The sequence below is a fragment of the Chryseobacterium sp. MEBOG06 genome, from assembly GCF_021869765.1.
In the GTDB taxonomy this organism is placed as follows: domain Bacteria; phylum Bacteroidota; class Bacteroidia; order Flavobacteriales; family Weeksellaceae; genus Chryseobacterium.
Map to the genome: position 1 here is coordinate 2014798 of NZ_CP084580.1, position 15416 is coordinate 2030213.

Annotated in this window: 15 protein-coding genes and 1 riboswitch; of the genes, 7 read left to right on the forward strand and 8 right to left on the reverse strand. The window is 36.4% G+C overall.

Annotated elements, in window-relative coordinates; translation table 11 throughout:
- Nucleotides 1–107 precede the first annotated feature (107 nt).
- Nucleotides 108–1184: an enoyl-CoA hydratase/isomerase family protein gene (locus LF887_RS09250; protein WP_236858841.1), complete on the forward strand. Its 1077-nt coding sequence runs from the start codon at nucleotides 108–110 to the stop codon at nucleotides 1182–1184.
- Between the two features lie 104 nt (nucleotides 1185–1288).
- On the opposite strand, the gene LF887_RS09255 is transcribed toward LF887_RS09250, so the two are convergent.
- Nucleotides 1289–1606 carry a four helix bundle protein gene (locus LF887_RS09255; protein WP_236858842.1) on the reverse strand — a complete coding sequence of 106 codons (318 nt, stop codon included), beginning with the start codon at nucleotides 1604–1606 and terminating at the stop codon, nucleotides 1289–1291.
- Between the two features lie 181 nt (nucleotides 1607–1787).
- On the opposite strand from LF887_RS09255, the gene mmsB reads away from it, so the two are divergent.
- Together mmsB and LF887_RS09265 are read left to right on the forward strand one after the other, a co-directional pair.
- Entirely contained in the window at nucleotides 1788–2672 is an 885-nt protein-coding gene (gene mmsB, locus LF887_RS09260; protein WP_236858843.1) for a 3-hydroxyisobutyrate dehydrogenase, read from the forward strand.
- A gap of 103 nt (nucleotides 2673–2775) precedes the next feature.
- The gene (locus LF887_RS09265) at nucleotides 2776–3558 is read left to right on the forward strand and encodes an enoyl-CoA hydratase/isomerase family protein (protein WP_236858844.1); all 783 of its coding nucleotides are present in this window, start codon (nucleotides 2776–2778) and stop codon (nucleotides 3556–3558) included.
- A 137-nt stretch (nucleotides 3559–3695) separates the two neighbouring features.
- Here LF887_RS09265 and LF887_RS09270 read toward each other — a convergent pair whose 3' ends face one another.
- Nucleotides 3696–4157, reverse strand: coding sequence for an Lrp/AsnC family transcriptional regulator (locus LF887_RS09270; RefSeq protein ID WP_236858845.1), 462 nt, complete (start codon nucleotides 4155–4157; stop codon nucleotides 3696–3698).
- A 193-nt stretch (nucleotides 4158–4350) separates the two neighbouring features.
- Nucleotides 4351–4537, forward strand: a riboswitch (cobalamin riboswitch).
- A gap of 178 nt (nucleotides 4538–4715) precedes the next feature.
- Between LF887_RS09270 and metE the strand changes: the two genes are divergently transcribed.
- Nucleotides 4716–7019 carry a 5-methyltetrahydropteroyltriglutamate--homocysteine S-methyltransferase gene (gene metE, locus LF887_RS09275; protein ID WP_236858846.1) on the forward strand — a complete coding sequence of 768 codons (2304 nt, stop codon included), beginning with the start codon at nucleotides 4716–4718 and terminating at the stop codon, nucleotides 7017–7019.
- Between the two features lie 275 nt (nucleotides 7020–7294).
- On the opposite strand, the gene LF887_RS09280 is transcribed toward metE, so the two are convergent.
- Nucleotides 7295–7711, reverse strand: a complete 417-nt coding sequence (locus LF887_RS09280) for an EamA family transporter (RefSeq protein ID WP_236858847.1) — start codon at nucleotides 7709–7711, stop codon at nucleotides 7295–7297.
- Between the two features lie 214 nt (nucleotides 7712–7925).
- The gene (locus LF887_RS09285; protein ID WP_236858848.1) at nucleotides 7926–8492 is read right to left on the reverse strand and encodes a S41 family peptidase; all 567 of its coding nucleotides are present in this window, start codon (nucleotides 8490–8492) and stop codon (nucleotides 7926–7928) included.
- A gap of 566 nt (nucleotides 8493–9058) precedes the next feature.
- On the opposite strand from LF887_RS09285, the gene LF887_RS09290 reads away from it, so the two are divergent.
- Nucleotides 9059–9325 carry a transposase gene (locus LF887_RS09290; RefSeq protein WP_236858849.1) on the forward strand — a complete coding sequence of 89 codons (267 nt, stop codon included), beginning with the start codon at nucleotides 9059–9061 and terminating at the stop codon, nucleotides 9323–9325.
- 206 nt (nucleotides 9326–9531) lie between these two features.
- On the opposite strand, the gene LF887_RS09295 is transcribed toward LF887_RS09290, so the two are convergent.
- Entirely contained in the window at nucleotides 9532–9690 is a 159-nt protein-coding gene (locus LF887_RS09295; RefSeq protein ID WP_236858850.1) for a hypothetical protein, read from the reverse strand.
- A gap of 151 nt (nucleotides 9691–9841) precedes the next feature.
- Nucleotides 9842–10768 carry a Dyp-type peroxidase gene (locus tag LF887_RS09300; RefSeq protein ID WP_236859493.1) on the reverse strand — a complete coding sequence of 309 codons (927 nt, stop codon included), beginning with the start codon at nucleotides 10766–10768 and terminating at the stop codon, nucleotides 9842–9844.
- 540 nt (nucleotides 10769–11308) lie between these two features.
- Here LF887_RS09300 and LF887_RS09305 point away from each other — a divergent pair.
- Entirely contained in the window at nucleotides 11309–12226 is a 918-nt protein-coding gene (locus tag LF887_RS09305) for a bestrophin family protein (RefSeq protein WP_236858851.1), read from the forward strand.
- Nucleotides 12227–12231: 5 nt separating this feature from the next.
- Here LF887_RS09305 and LF887_RS09310 read toward each other — a convergent pair whose 3' ends face one another.
- Both LF887_RS09310 and LF887_RS09315 read right to left on the reverse strand, forming a co-directional pair.
- Nucleotides 12232–13143 carry a PhzF family isomerase gene (locus LF887_RS09310; RefSeq protein ID WP_236858852.1) on the reverse strand — a complete coding sequence of 304 codons (912 nt, stop codon included), beginning with the start codon at nucleotides 13141–13143 and terminating at the stop codon, nucleotides 12232–12234.
- A gap of 89 nt (nucleotides 13144–13232) precedes the next feature.
- Entirely contained in the window at nucleotides 13233–14351 is a 1119-nt protein-coding gene (locus LF887_RS09315) for an FAD-dependent oxidoreductase (protein WP_236858853.1), read from the reverse strand.
- A gap of 92 nt (nucleotides 14352–14443) precedes the next feature.
- Here LF887_RS09315 and LF887_RS09320 point away from each other — a divergent pair, with 92 nt between their 5' ends.
- Nucleotides 14444–15406, forward strand: coding sequence for a helix-turn-helix domain-containing protein (locus LF887_RS09320; protein ID WP_236858854.1), 963 nt, complete (start codon nucleotides 14444–14446; stop codon nucleotides 15404–15406).
- Nucleotides 15407–15416: the final 10 nt, after the last annotated feature.

The following is a 15416-nucleotide window of genomic DNA, read 5'->3' on the forward strand; positions in this document are numbered from 1 at the left end:
ATTAATAATAGGGAATTAAAAATTGATAATGGTTTTATAATTCATCAGAAATATTACTCCTTCAGATATTCATTCTCAGTTTTCAATTAAAAAAATCAACTTAAAAAATGGGTTTAATAGTAACAGAAATAAAAAATAAAGTCGGAATCATCACCCTTAATTCTGAGAAAACGCTCAATTCGCTGTCATTAGAAATGATAGAAGAACTGAAAGTTGTTTTGGATGATTGGAAAATATCTGATGAGGTGAATTGTATATTCCTTCAGGGTGCAGGTGAAAAGGCATTCTGTGCGGGAGGAGATGTCAGAAAGCTGTATGATGCCATTATTGTACAGCGTTCTATTGATGATACTGAAGTTCCTCAGGATTGTTTCGATTTTTTCTCAAAAGAATATAAGTTGGATTATTCTGTTCATACCTATCCGAAACCTGTCATCGTTTGGGGACACGGAATTGTAATGGGTGGGGGAATTGGTTTAATGGTCGGAGCATCACACAGGATTGTGACTGAAAGAAGTAAACTGGCCATGCCGGAAATTACAATCGGGTTATATCCTGACGTAGGCGGAACCTGGTTTTTGAATAAAATGCCTTCCGCCTATGGATTCTATCTTGGGTTGACAGGGGCAAGGCTGGATGGTGCCGACTGCAAATTCTTAGGATTAGCAGATTACTATATAGAATCTTCTTCAAAAGAAACAATTCTAAAAGATCTTCTACAGACAGAATGGAATGGATCTTATCATAAAACAGTTTCTGATATTCTGGAAAATATTTCAAAAGATATCATCATTCCTGAATCACAGGCGTCAGCACATCAGTCGTTTATTCAGCAATTCGAAGGCTTGAAATCTTTGGAAGAATTCAGGGAAATAATAATTAATCAAGAAGATAAAGACGACTGGATCAATAATGGTCTGGAAAGTTTCGAAGCCGGATCTCCAAGCTCTGCTCATATTATTTTCAGGCAGCTGAAAGAAGGTAAAACGTTAAGTCTGGAAGAAGTTTTCCAGTCTGAACTGAATCTTTCATGCCAATGCTGCATACACCCGGATTTTGCAGAAGGCGTAAGAGCTTTATTAGTAGATAAAGATAGGTCTCCGAAATGGCACCCGGCAACACTGGACGAAATCACTGAAGAATGGATAGACTCGTATTTTTATGAGTTGAAAATTGAAAATTGAGAATGAAAAATTAATAATGGAAAATTAAAAATTGGTAGTTGGGAACAGGAAATGAATGTTTGAAAATAAATAATTTTTTCTAATTAATTCTCAATTTCAATTTTTTACATTTTCAATTTAATTTTAGTCGTTTTTACAATAGATACAAGAAGTTTAACCATTTCTTCAGCTTGTGGAAATACAGAATTATAAATAGAAATGTCAATGATACTGCTGTCTTTTAATAATTGTATCCAATATAGAGTTTCATTAGCTTCTTTGAGGGAAATACTCATTTTATGGAGAAAATCTCTGGTACTCTGTGCGTGTTCTGCTTCACGTATCAAAGCACCAACAGCAGTCCCTGAACGCAGAAGTTGTTTAGATAAAACAAACTCTCTTTTTTCAGAAGACAAATGTTGATATACTTTGATAATTTGCAAACCAAAGACATAAGATTTTTTTAAACGACATTTTCTTTCATTAACTCAATTTACATAGAATTTTCTAAATAATTAAAAAAGTGTATTTCATTCTTTATAATGTGGTAATCATTTAAAATATTCAATTAGTGATTATAAATTAGTGATTTTCAATTTTTAACTCTCAATTTTTAATTAAAAAATGTCAAATATAGCATTCATAGGATTAGGAAACATGGGTGGGCCGATGGCGGTAAACCTGATGAAAAACGGTCATAACGTTATTGGTTTTGATCTTTCGGAAACGGCATTAGAAACCCTGCAGGCAGCTGGAGGAAAAATTGCTGGATCTGCTTTGGCCGCTGGCGGAGAAGCAGATGTGGTGATATCTATGCTGCCTTCCGGAAAGCACGTTGCAGAATTGTATTCTGAAGAATTTATAAATAATCTGAAACCTAATACATTACTGATTGACAGTAGTACCATTGATGCGGTAACTGCCCGTTCTGTGGCAGAACTTGCCGTTTCAAAAGGCTGTAGAATGATTGATGCTCCCGTTTCAGGTGGAACAGCCGGAGCTCAGGCAGGTACGTTAACCTTTATCGTAGGAGGTAAACAGGAGGATTATGAAAAAGCAAGGCCAATACTTAAATGTATGGGACAGAACATATTCCATGCCGGGGAATCCGGGGCTGGACAGGTTGCGAAGATCTGTAATAATATGCTGCTGGCGATTCATATGATTGGTACATCCGAGGCGATTAATCTCGGAGTGAGACATGGTCTTAATCCTCAGATATTAAGTGAAATTATGCAAAAAAGTTCAGGGAAAAACTGGTCTTTAGAGGTGTATAATCCTTATCCGGGAGTAATGGAAAATGCACCTGCTTCCAGAAATTATTCCGGAGGCTTTGCGGTAGACCTTATGGCAAAAGACCTTGGATTGGCTGCTGAAGCAGGATTAGAATCAAAAACATCAACACCTCTCGGCAATACAGCCCTGAATTTATACAGAATGTGGAGCGAAGCCGGAAAAGGAAAAACAGATTTTTCCAGTATTATTCAGTTTCTGAACGCAGAGCTTTAATAGTTGAGAATTGAAAATTAAAAATTAAAAATGGAATGTCATCTCGACTTCTTTATAACTTTCAATTTTCAACTGCTCAAAGATCAATTAAAAAATTAAAAAAGTGAATTTCGAAACATTATTATACCAGCAGGACGGTCATATCGGGACTTTGACCATTAACAGACCACAGGCATTAAATGCCTTGAATGAAAACGTTTTAAAAGAATTGAAATCATTTGCCGATGAAATAAAAACAGATAAAAATATACGGGCGCTGATCATTACCGGATCAGGTGACAAAGCATTTGTGGCAGGAGCGGATATCAAAGCAATGCAGGGAATGAGCCCAAAAGAAGCTGAAGATTTCTCAATAGCTGCTCAGAATGCTTTTAATGCTGTTGAAACCTTGCCATTTGCAGTAATTGCTGCTGTAAATGGATTTGCATTAGGAGGAGGATGTGAATTAGCATTGTCCTGTGACATTATTCTGGCCAGCGGAAAAGCTAAATTCGGACTGCCTGAAGTAACTCTAGGATTATTGCCATGCTTTGGCGGAACCCAGCGCTTACCCAGGGCCATCGGATTATATAAGGCTAGAGAAATGGTTTTCTCCGGAGAATTTTATTCTGCAGACACCTGTAAAGAATTTGGATTTGTGAATCATGTTTTTGCTCCGGAAGACCTTTTGAATGAAGCTCAGAAACTTGCAGAAACAATTGCTTCCAGAGGTCCGGTGGCTGTAGCCAAAGCAAAACAGTCTTTAAATACAGGTTTTGAACTGCATATCAAAGATGGATTACAACAGGAAGCCGCCTTATTTGGAGAATTATTCACTACAGAAGATCACAACGAAGGTATCGGAGCGTTCATAGAGAAGCGCAGCCCGGAGTTTAAAGGAAACTAGACATAGTGAGTTAAAAATGAAAAAATTAAGAGTTGAGAATTGAAAATAAAAAGTGAAAAATTGTACCCTCAAGCAAGTAAAAGGTGTAAAATTGATGTCATGATTAATTTTTAATTCTCCATTCTTAAAATTTTCAATTAAATCGTTATTCCATGGTTGTTCTTAACTTCAGCCATTACAAAAGTGCTGTGGGTACTTCCAATGGAATCTACAGATCCCAGTTTATTAAATACAAAATCCTGGTAATGTTTCATATCACGGACCTGAACTTTCAGCAGGAAATCAAAGTCTCCGGAAATGTTGTAGCATTCAGCCACTTCCTCAATCTCCAGAATTTCTTTTACAAAATCATAACCCACAGACCTGTCATGGATTTTTAATTTGATCTGGCAAAAAACTGTAAACCCCCGATTGAGCTTTTCAGCATCCAGAACTGCGGCATATCTTTTAACATATCCTTCCTGTTCGAGCCTTTTTACTCTTTCAAAAACAGGAGAAGTAGACAGGTTAACTTCTTTGGCCAGTTCTTTAACTGTCAGTTTTGCGTTTTTTTGAAGCAGTCTGAGTAACTGTACATCTTTATCATCAAGTTCTTCCACAGAATATTATTCTTTTAAATTATAAAAACAGTTAAAGATAAGGAATTTTATGCTTTTATAAATTGTTTTAAAAGTTTAATTTGCTTAATTATTCATTGTTTATTGTTGTTTTATTCTGTATTGCTAATTTTACACAAAATTAAAAACTTTACTGGTGACGGTTGTTACTGGTAAAAATCAGTTCTTTATAGATACTTCATCAAACAGGAAAGGTTTTACTTAAGGTAGATTAATAGGGAATCGTGTGGAAATCACGAGCTGTCGCGCAACTGTAAGTAACATATCAAAAGTTTCTGTCCTTGCATATCCACTGCCAAAAGCGGGAAGGATGACGGAAACTGTTACAAGTCAGGAGACCTGCCTTTACTGAATTGACAATGCTTTCGCGGTCTGAAGCTTTTGGGTCATACAGATGATATATCGGACTATGCATTTTCTTATGAAAGAGGAGGTGTGTTATTCTGTATGTCATTGTTTTCCAAAATCTTATTTATCCGTTAAAGTGTTGCGAAGCATTTCAGAGAGCTTTACATTAAGTCTAATTAAAAAGTTTAAAAAATGCAAACACACATTCTGGGCTACCCGCGTATTGGTGGTAAAAGAGAACTCAAAAAAGCCTGCGAGCAATATTGGTCAGGTAAGATCCTTTTAGAAGAACTTCTTACTACAGGAAGGAATATCTGTACCCAAAACTGGAATATCCAGAAAGACGCAGGAATAGATTTAATTCCTTGTAATGATTTTTCATACTATGATCAGGTATTGGATATGAGCCTTGTTGTAGGGGCAATTCCGAGACGTTATCATGAAGTGGTGCTTAAAAAAAACAATTCTGAACTGGACCTTTACTTTGCAATGGCAAGAGGATATCAGAAAGACGGATTGGATATCACCGCGATGGAGATGACCAAATGGTTTGATACCAATTATCATTATATCGTACCTGAATTTTACAAAAACCAGCAGTTTAAGCTGAGCTCAGATAAGATTTTCAATGAATTTGCAGGAGCAAAGCAGGCAGGAATAAGTGCAAAGCCAGTCATTATAGGACTTGTTTCTTACCTTCTTTTAGGAAAAGAAAAAGAAGAAGGATTTGATAAGCTGGATCTGGCAGGAAATCTACTTTCGGTTTATACAGAGATTTTAACCAAACTTCAGGAGCAGGGTGCTGAATGGATTCAGTTTGATGAACCTTTTCTGGCTTTGGACTTAACGGATAAGGCAAAAGAAACCTATCAATATATTTATTCTGAAATAAGAAAACGTTTCCCGAAACTGAAATTTATTGTGGCTACTTATTTCGAAGGATTGAAGAATAATTTGTCTCTTGCCGTCTCACTTCCTGTAAATGTATTACACACAGATCTTGTAAGAAATCCTGAGCAGCTGGAAGATATTCTCAACGTAATTCCGGAAAGTTTAAGCCTGTCATTAGGACTTGTTGACGGAAGAAATATCTGGAAAAATGACTATGAAAAATCGTTGTCTTTCATCAGGAAAGCTGTTGAAAAGCTTGGTTCCGAAAGAGTTTTTATAGCACCATCATGCTCATTACTTCATTCACCATGTGACTTGGATTTTGAAACGAATCTTAATCCCGAAATTAAAAACTGGCTGGCTTTTTCAAAACAAAAGGTGAAAGAAGTAGTAAGTCTGAAGGAAATTGCATCCGGAACAGAAAATGAAAATATCCTTGCTGAGTTTGAAGAAAACAAAAAAGCCATTGAAAACAGAAAAACATCTTCTCTTATTCATAATAATGAGGTGAAACAGAGAACTAATGCGGTGACTGAAGAAGATGCTCAAAGAAAAAATATATTCAAAATCCGTAAAGAAAAACAGCAGAAGGCATTACAGCTTCCTTTATTTCCGACAACAACCATCGGCTCATTTCCCCAGACCACAGAAGTAAGAAGCTGGAGAGCTAAATTTAAAAAAGGAGAACTTACAGCTGAACAATATGATACTTTACTGAAAGAAGAAACCCAAAGAACCATCCGCTGGCAGGAAGAAATAGGAATAGATGTACTGGTACATGGAGAATTTGAGCGAAACGATATGGTGGAATATTTTGGAGAACAGCTTGAAGGATTTACATTCACTAAAAACGGCTGGGTACAGAGCTACGGAAGCCGTTGTGTAAAACCGCCAGTGATCTTTGGTGACGTTTCAAGACCAGATCCGATGACTGTATATTGGTCTCAGTATGCACAGTCGCAGACTGAGAAATGGGTAAAAGGAATGTTGACAGGTCCGGTTACGATTCTGCAATGGTCTTTTGTACGTGATGATCAGCCTCGCTCTGAGACTTGCAAACAGATTGCTCTGGCGATCCGTGATGAAGTAGTGGATCTTGAAAGAGCAGGAATAAGAATTATTCAGATTGATGAACCTGCAATCCGGGAAGGGCTTCCTTTAAGGAAAACAGATTGGCGAAATTATCTTAAATGGGCGGTAGAAGCCTTCAGAATTTCGGCAAGTGGAGTAGAAGATGCTACCCAGATTCATACCCATATGTGCTATTCTGAGTTCAATGATATTATTGAAAATATTGCAGATATGGATGCTGATGTGATTACCATAGAATGTTCCCGTTCTCAGATGGAGCTTTTAAATGCTTTTGCAGACTTTAAGTATCCAAACGAAATTGGACCCGGAGTTTATGATATCCATTCACCAAGAATTCCTTCCAAAGAAGAAATGATTGAACTCCTGAGAAAAGCTCAGAATGTAATTCCTGCCAATCAGCTTTGGGTAAATCCGGACTGCGGATTGAAAACTAGACACTGGGAAGAAACAGAAAAAGCCTTAATAGCAATGGTGGCCGCAGCTAAAGAAGCTTCAGTAGAATATGCACTTTAAAAAACCTTAGATAATTAGATTCTTGCTCAGATCGTGTTATGATATTCATAGCACGATCTGTTATTTTAAAAACCTTCCTTTGAAAGGAATACATCTTGAACAGTTAATATGTATTTTAAAAAGGCAGCAATGAATGATGATATTGCAGAATACAATCATCTTTCTGTACGTACCATTCAGACCAGAAAAAGCGATTGAGAAAATCATTCGGAATTGATGCTGAAGTAGATCAGTACAATTGGATTGATACTGTGTAACCTGAACCAGAATTTTTACTATTCAAAAATCAATACCACAGTTCCGATAATAATCAGTAAGGCCCCTATTGCCGTTTTTAAACTCAGAGATTCACCCAGAAAAACAACAGATAAAACGATGGTTAAAGCAATACTCAGCTTATCTACAGGTGCAACCTGTGTAACTTTACCTACCTGAAGGGCTTTAAAATAGAAGATCCAGGAAAGCCCTGTTGTTATTCCCGAAATGACAATATACATAAGATTATGTTTTGAAAGAGCAGGAATTCCTCTATATTCACTTCTTGCGAAAACAATTCCCCAGGCTACCAGTAATATAATAACACTTCTGATTGCCGTGGCCAGATTTGAATTAACTCCCGTAATTCCGATCTTGGCAAAAATAGCCGTAAGTGAAGCAAAAAATGCTGAAAGAATTGCGTATATCCACCACATATTTTATGATTTTAAAATTATTGGTCTGAAGCAATGAAAAATCCTTTGAAGTTCAAATCTAAGCTACAAAAAATGATGATGGAAACAAAATGTATTTTTGTGCCTTTGCGATCAAATAACTTGTGGTGTTCTTTGTTGGATAACCGCATGGGCGCAAGGCTCTCATTCTTTATATATTAATTGAAGGAGCGAGAAAGTTAAATGTTTTCAGCTGTTATTTTATTTCTCTGGCTCTCTGAAACGTTTCCTCCATATTCTGTGTCAATATTCCTGGGGTGAAGGATTCCCATGGAGTACCGTCAATATGATATAATCTTTCAGTGGGAAACTGAAAACCGATTTTAGTCTCTGCCATCTGAAAATTGGAAATTGCTCCCAGAAGCCCAGCCATCCGGGTGCCGATAATCCGGGCTTTTTTCATACCGTCAAAGCCGATTGCAATTCCTTCTCCCATACTTCCTGTCCAGCGGCCAACAAGAATATAGACATTTCCCTTATAAATTTCCTTTCGTGGACTTACATACTCGGTCCAGTGCCTTAAAGTCTCATATTTCTTTTCATTAAATTCATGGGTTTGATAAGGATGCTGTTGATCTGTAAATCTTCCCATAATAGCTCTAGCCACTGTTGAATTTCCGCCGCCGGGTGTTTCAGTAAGGTCAATGATCAGGTTTTTGTAGCTGAAAAAAACATCAAGTACTTTGTCAAACTCAGCAATAAGCTGATTATTTCCAAGAGAATTATTAATCTTGATATACGCTGTGTTTATGTAAAAAAGCACCAATTAAGGTGTTTTATTTATTTCAAAAAATATATTTTTATAATATTATTCAATCTTATTTCTAAAAACTAATACTATTGACAGTATTGAGCTAACAATAAATAATAGTGAAGGATAAATAAACCAATTATTTATCCTTTTATAATTATTTGAATCATAAACTCCAGTTATAAGAATTAATGCGATAAATAAACTTATAAAACAAAATATTAAAAGATATCTTTCTTTATATCCCTTACATGATAAAAATACTATAAAAGATCCTATAAGAAATACCATACCCAATCCTTCCCATAAAATACCATATTCGGGATTTAAAATATCAGAGATAAATTGATATAATGACATAAGTATAATTCCTATATTTAGTGTGTCATGTTGACCTATACCTTGTGTGAACAAAAAGGTAACTATTGCGATAATCTTAAGAATTTTTATAGCCATTATTTACAATTTCTTTTAGTTTGAGGAGCGTTACCGTTTGTGCTGGTGAAGACTTCCCGTTTTGGTAAACTTCCCTGTTTTTCAAACAAATTAAAATTATTAAATTTAGTTTGTTAAACCATATGAAAAAGAGCAAATTTTCAGAACATCAGATTATCAATTTTCTGAAAGAATATGAATCTGGGAAATCGACAAAAGATATTTGTCGTGAACATGGTATTTTCGCACCTACTTTCTACCAGTGGAAACGGAAGTATGGAGGAATGGATGCACAGCATCTTAAGGAGCTTAAAGCTTTACAAGAAGAAAATGCTCGTCTTAAGCGTATGTTCGCGGATCTGAGCCTGGATCATCGTATTTTAAAGGATATCATAGAAAAAAAGCTTTAAAGCTCTGCGAACGAAAAGAGTTGGCTGAAGGGATAATTAGTGAAACAGGAATCAGTGTTCATAGCGCTTGTAAAATCGTTTGTATGATTCGTAGTATGTATTATTATGGGCATAAAAGGGATGACCCTGTTATTTCAAAATACTGGATTTAGCAGCCAGGTATCCTGCAAGGGGATTTGAAGCATATTATATATCCTTTACCTTTTTCAGTCAATCTGCTGCTGATCAAGGTAAGCGTAATTTTCGTTAATATCTGACCAGAATTCAAAGAAATATTTTTGATAAAGATTCTGGGCAAAACTTAAATTTCCAAAAGATAAGAATGCCGTCAGCAGTAGGAACTGCAGCAGTTTTTTAATATTCATCAGGGTTATTATATTTTTGTCTAATGTATAAGACAATTTTTTAATTATTATAATAAAAACTAAGGTTGTTTTATATAGATTTTCCTGCTTCTATCATAACAAGGTAAAAATAGAAACAATGCTTATCTCCTAAAAAATTTTCATGTTCGGACTATGAAGAAAACTCATCCAGCATATCTGCTGAAGGAACAAAAAACAAAGTCCCCGTCTTTGCAGTACTGAAATCCAGAATCCTGTCGTAGTTTCCCGGTGGGTCACCAATAAACATATTCGTCAGCATTTTTTCCACTGTACTGAAAGTACTCGCATAGCAGATAAAATAGGTTCCCATTTCATTGGTGGAAACATTTCCGAACGGCATATTGTCTCTTACCACTTTAAAATCATCTCCTACATTGGCCAGTGCGATATGAGAGTTTTTGGGTTTTACATCATCATCCATCTCAATATCCTGTTCCTTTGATCTTCCGATTACCTTTTCCTGATCCTCCACAGAAAGCGACTTCCACGCATTCATATTATGGATATACTTTTGCACAAAAAGATAACTTCCCCCTTTGTATTGAGGATCCGAATCTCCGATAACGGCAAAGTAATCACGGTCTTTTCCATGCGGATTTTCAGTTCCGTCCACAAAACCTAAAATAGACCGGCTGTCCCAGTAGCGGAATCCCTGAACCTCTGTCACACAGTCCGCAATTTCTCGCATAAAATCGGAAATGGTAGAAGCCATATCATAAGCAAAGCTTTTCTCATCCGCACGAATATGGAAATGGAGATCTCCGCGGGTGCTTACTGCTGTATGCTTGCTGCCTTTTATTTCTTCAAACTTTTTAAACTCCTTTGGCAATGGGGTAGAAAGTCCCAGCTCCATCCACGCTTCATAACCAATTCCCATTACACAACTTGCTTTGGCATCCGGAAAACGGTCCAGGGCCGAGTTGTTCAGATTAATGATCAGAGCACACATTCTCTGAAATACGGATTTAATTTTAGAAGGATCGGCATCCTGCTTAAAATTCCACACCAGAAAATAGGTATTGTTGTTAGGATAATCCGTGACATTTTGAGAATTCATGTTTTTTTGTGTTTCGTTTGTTGGCATTTCTAACTTTTCTAATAATTAATGTAATGAAGAATAAAATTATGACATTACTTTATTTTTACAATAAACAATTTATTACATTTTTTTCACAAATCATGATTTCTGTATTTAGATTTTTACTTATTAAGCAAGCCAAAAAATGAGTATTATTGTAACAGAGTTAATTTGTGGGGTCAGGAATCTTGGGGACTCTTGCATCCTATCATAAGAAATAGAATTTTGAAAAAATTTTATGATGCTGAGGCTACTTATTTTCCAGCGGTTAATAATGAAAGAAATAAATGTTTTTTTGATGATTAGCTCTTTAAAATCTAATGAAAAAAGCATGATCCCGAAGTCTGTAAAAAAGTAAATGAAATGCTTTAACGAGAAGGCATTCAAAGAGCATAATTATTATTAATATTGTATGATGAAACAACACTGTTTTTAAAAGCAGCTTTTCGCAGTCGGAATTGTTGATAATAGGGCAGTTCAAAAAATAATTTTCAGATTGATACTTAACAAAAAAATAGTATGATTATAAGGAAGAAGGAACATTGGTTCAAAATGCTTTTTGTGTGGCATGGTTCTGTATTGCCGGCATTGCTGCCAAGGCTTTTTTTACTCTTTATTTTATCACTGGGTATAGTCTATCTGCGTGGTATTATTTTCTCTTTTAAGATACCCCTTAATCCGGCTCCGCTAACTTTGTTTGGTTTTGTACTTGCTTTATTTTTAGGATTCAGAAATAATGCAAGCTATGACAGGTTCTGGGAAGGACGAAAATTATGGGGAGCCTTATTGAATACGGCACGGTCATTAACCCGTCAGGCTTTGACCCTGAAAAATAATAAAGAAACAAGTCTTTCTGTACCTGATTTCATCAACTTACTGGGAGCTTTTATCTTTGCTTTGAAACATCAGCTGAGAGGAACAGATGCCTATGAAGATTTAAAACACAGACTTTCTAATGACCAGCTGGAAATAGTTGTACAATCTAAATATAAACCAGCCGTTATTATGCGTTTACTGGCAGAATGGGTACAGAAAGCAAAAGAAGAGGAGAGTATAGACTCTATTCAGCAGTCACGTTTCGATGAAAACTTTGATAAACTTTCTGATATTGTAGGAGGGTGTGAAAGAATTGTTTCTACTCCTATTCCGTATAGCTACAGGGTATTGTTGCACCGTACGGTATACATATACTGCTTTCTTCTACCTTTCGGACTCGTAGACTCTCTTGGATGGTTTACTCCACTTATTGTTGTGTTTGTAGCCTATACATTTGTGGCATTTGAAGCCATTGCTGATGAAATTGAAGAGCCATTCGGTACAGAGGCCAATGATCTGGCATTGAACAGTATGAGTGTGATGATTGATGAAACCATTCATGAGATGGGCGGAAAAAAGCTGGATGTATCTCAAAAAGTGGCACAGCATATCATTGATTGATACTACTAAATCTGCATCACTGTGCGGAATACACTTACTGCATTTCCGGTAATTTTAATCGTTTCGGGTATGCTGTCAGTGACAGTGACCTCTACCTTTATTTCGCCGATTCGGTTGATGGTTTCTCCCTGTCTTCCTTTAAACTCAAAAGTTCCGTCAGTAATTTCTATAATTTTGTTTTGAATGAGATATCCACCCAGCGGTCCATTGGCATTACCCGTCACAGGATCTTCCGAAATACCGATTGCGGGAGCAAACATTCTTCCATAAGTAAGGATATTCTGATCGTCAGAATCAAAAGTAAATACAAAATAGCCATTACAGTTTATTATTTTGCTTAGTTGTATCAAAGCTGTAAAATCAGGTTTAAGACTATTTAATGTATTTCTGTTTTTAATCCCGATCATTACTTTTGAATGACCTGTAGAGGCAATTTGTAGAGGGCATTTTTCATCAAGATCTTCCATTTTTAATCCCAGAGCCTTAGCAATTTTCCGGATGGTTGCGGTATCAAAAGCCGGACTTAGATGAAACCCTCCCTGGGTCATTGTAATTTGATAATCATCTGTTGTTCTTTCGATACAGACAGGTAAAACTCCAACCTGAGTATTGATTTTAATGGTACAGGATTCCAGTCGATCCTCAATGGCTTTTGCATAAAGCGCTCCAATAGTAGCATGCCCACAGACCGGAACTTCTGTTGTTGGAGTAAAATAGCGCACATGGTAATCAAAATCGTTATTTTCAGAGGCTGGTCTGAACACGAATGCTGTTTCTGAATTATTCAGTTCCCTGGCGATTAACTGCATTTCTTCAGCTGTAAGATTTTCAGCATTTAATACTACACCTGCAGGATTTCCTTTAAATTTTTCTTTCGTAAATGAATCAATCTGATACACAATTACTTCCTTCGTCATAAATTGTTGTATACAAGTAAAGATAGGAATAAAACTAATGTAAACACGGTATCCGTCATCTGTTCAGACCCTATTTTTACAATAACCGGTTATTGAATCAACTGCCGGAAGGAAAAATCAGGATCGCGCATTTCCATTTCGTTTCTGGATGATGAAAGCTGTGCTTCTGCAGCATAGATAAACATTTGCTGTTCATAATCTTCAATGGCTTCTTGTAAAGAATTATAATCTCCGCTGGTAAGGTTGTTGGATAATATCAATGCATCCATTAATCCTGTATTGACACCCTGGCCGGCAAAAGGAGGCATAAGGTGGGCGGCATCTCCTATCAGGGTAATAGGTAAGGGGCGGTTATTTTTCCAGGCAGTGTTCAAAGGTAATTTTCTTGTTGGAAAACTCCAGAAAGTTGAAGTTGACTGAAATAAATCTTTATAACGATAATCCCAGGGAGAAAACCTTTCTACAAGCAGTTTACGGACAGTGTCTGAATCTTTTGATTGAAATTCCTTATCATAAGGATTTTTAAAAATCACGCCATAGCTCAATGCCCCATTGTTATTGGGATTAATTACAATTAGATTACCTTGATAAGCCGCCATCAATCTTTTACCATTACATAACTGATAAAATTCTTTGCAATCTTTTTGAGGATCAGGAATATCACCCTGAACAATAAGGGTTCCGGTATCTTCAACTGATGTATCCGTAACAAATTTTCTTATTCCGGACATTCCGCCATTGGCAGCTATAATGAGATCAGCCTCAGACTGTGTTCCGTTTTCAAAAAGCAGTATCCATTTTCCGTTCCGGATTTCAAGATCAGTACACCTTCTGTCCCAGATAACAGTATTGTCTGCCAGACTGTTCAGCAACATTGTTCTTAAATTGTTCCTGTTGATTTCAGGATTGTCAAATTGATTTTCAGGGGTGATATTTTTTGTAAACAGTACATGAAGATTTTCATCAGTAATACTTATACCCATTGGTATTGCCAATTTGTAATAATCGTCCAGCAATCCTGCTTTTTTCATGGCTCTCTGGCCCGAGTCCTTGTGCAGATCGAGTGTCCCGCCGAAAATTCTGGCGTAGGGATCTTTATCTCTTTCATAGACGGTAACATCAGCGTTTTGCTGTTGAAGTAATCTTGCCATTGTGAGACCAACCGGACCTGCTCCGATAATGGCTACCTTTTTATCTTTTAATAACATCGTTTATATTGTTATAGTGTAGTACAAAATTGAGCAATGTTTTAAGAATAAAATAACTATATTAGACCTCAAAATAGCTGTAAAAGACTTTTATGGAAAATAATGATCGCACAGTTCCGGATGTTCTGAAAAAGCTCGCTGATTTATTAGGAACAGAATTAATAGACAGAAAGCTGGAAATTCCGCCTCAGTTTGGAAGCGGATATTGTACCGGATTTATTTTTAATGAACATATCCGGATGCTGATCAGTAATTATGAACTTAAAAAAGATATTCCTATTGAAAACAAAGATATTAATGGGGCAAAGAAAATGATATTTTTTAAATTTCAGAATGTATTTCCCGGAATTGAAGCATCAGGGAAAGGATTGCATCCATCAGATGTACCCTCCGTTTTAATAGGTACAAGCCGTATCAATACCGATGAGGTGATTTCAATTCATAGCAATACCGCTACCATTAATATCGAAATAGATGCAGCTTACCTGAGTGGGCTCTTTACTTTATCAGAACAGTCGCCGGTTTTACAGAGTCTTTTGCAGAATTCTCAGCCTTTGCTCTTTGAACAGATGATCTGTCCTTCTTTGCAATGGGTTGTAGATGAGATTGTTTCCGGGCAGTCCAATGAAACTTTTACACTTTTTTTCTTAAGGGTAAAAGCCGAAGAATTAATTTGCAGATTGCTTATGGAACTTGAAAAAAGAGATGAAAAACGTCTTTATGATTTGAATTCCCACGACATACAAACCATTTATAAAGTCAAAAAAGAGATTCTTGAACGTTTGGAAATTCCGCCGGTTATCAACGAACTTTCATCACGGGCAGGCATGAGTCCTACCAAGCTGAAACGGTTATTCAAACAGGTTTTTGGAAACAGTATTTTCAGTTATTATCAGGAGTTTAGAATGAAAGAAGCCGCTTTTATGTTGCGTGAAAAAAAATATACGGTCTCTGAAGTTGGCTATAAGCTGGGATTCACCAATCTGAGCCATTTTTCAAAAATATTTCTGGAACATACCGGAATGAAGCCTAAGCAGTATTCTATGATAAACTGAAAGGGAAATT

Coding starts and splice junctions, on each gene's coding strand:
- LF887_RS09305 (WP_236858851.1), top strand. CDS start 11,309: ATGATTATAAGGAAGAAGGAACATTGGTTCAAAATGCTTTTTGTGTGG.
- LF887_RS09315 (WP_236858853.1), bottom strand. CDS start 14,351: ATGTTATTAAAAGATAAAAAGGTAGCCATTATCGGAGCAGGTCCGGTT.
- LF887_RS09290 (WP_236858849.1), top strand. CDS start 9,059: ATGAAAAAGAGCAAATTTTCAGAACATCAGATTATCAATTTTCTGAAA.
- LF887_RS09250 (WP_236858841.1), top strand. CDS start 108: ATGGGTTTAATAGTAACAGAAATAAAAAATAAAGTCGGAATCATCACC.
- LF887_RS09295 (WP_236858850.1), bottom strand. CDS start 9,690: ATGAATATTAAAAAACTGCTGCAGTTCCTACTGCTGACGGCATTCTTA.
- LF887_RS09300 (WP_236859493.1), bottom strand. CDS start 10,768: ATGAATTCTCAAAATGTCACGGATTATCCTAACAACAATACCTATTTT.
- LF887_RS09280 (WP_236858847.1), bottom strand. CDS start 7,711: ATGTGGTGGATATACGCAATTCTTTCAGCATTTTTTGCTTCACTTACG.
- LF887_RS09320 (WP_236858854.1), top strand. CDS start 14,444: ATGGAAAATAATGATCGCACAGTTCCGGATGTTCTGAAAAAGCTCGCT.
- LF887_RS09310 (WP_236858852.1), bottom strand. CDS start 13,143: ATGACGAAGGAAGTAATTGTGTATCAGATTGATTCATTTACGAAAGAA.
- mmsB (WP_236858843.1), top strand. CDS start 1,788: ATGTCAAATATAGCATTCATAGGATTAGGAAACATGGGTGGGCCGATG.
- metE (WP_236858846.1), top strand. CDS start 4,716: ATGCAAACACACATTCTGGGCTACCCGCGTATTGGTGGTAAAAGAGAA.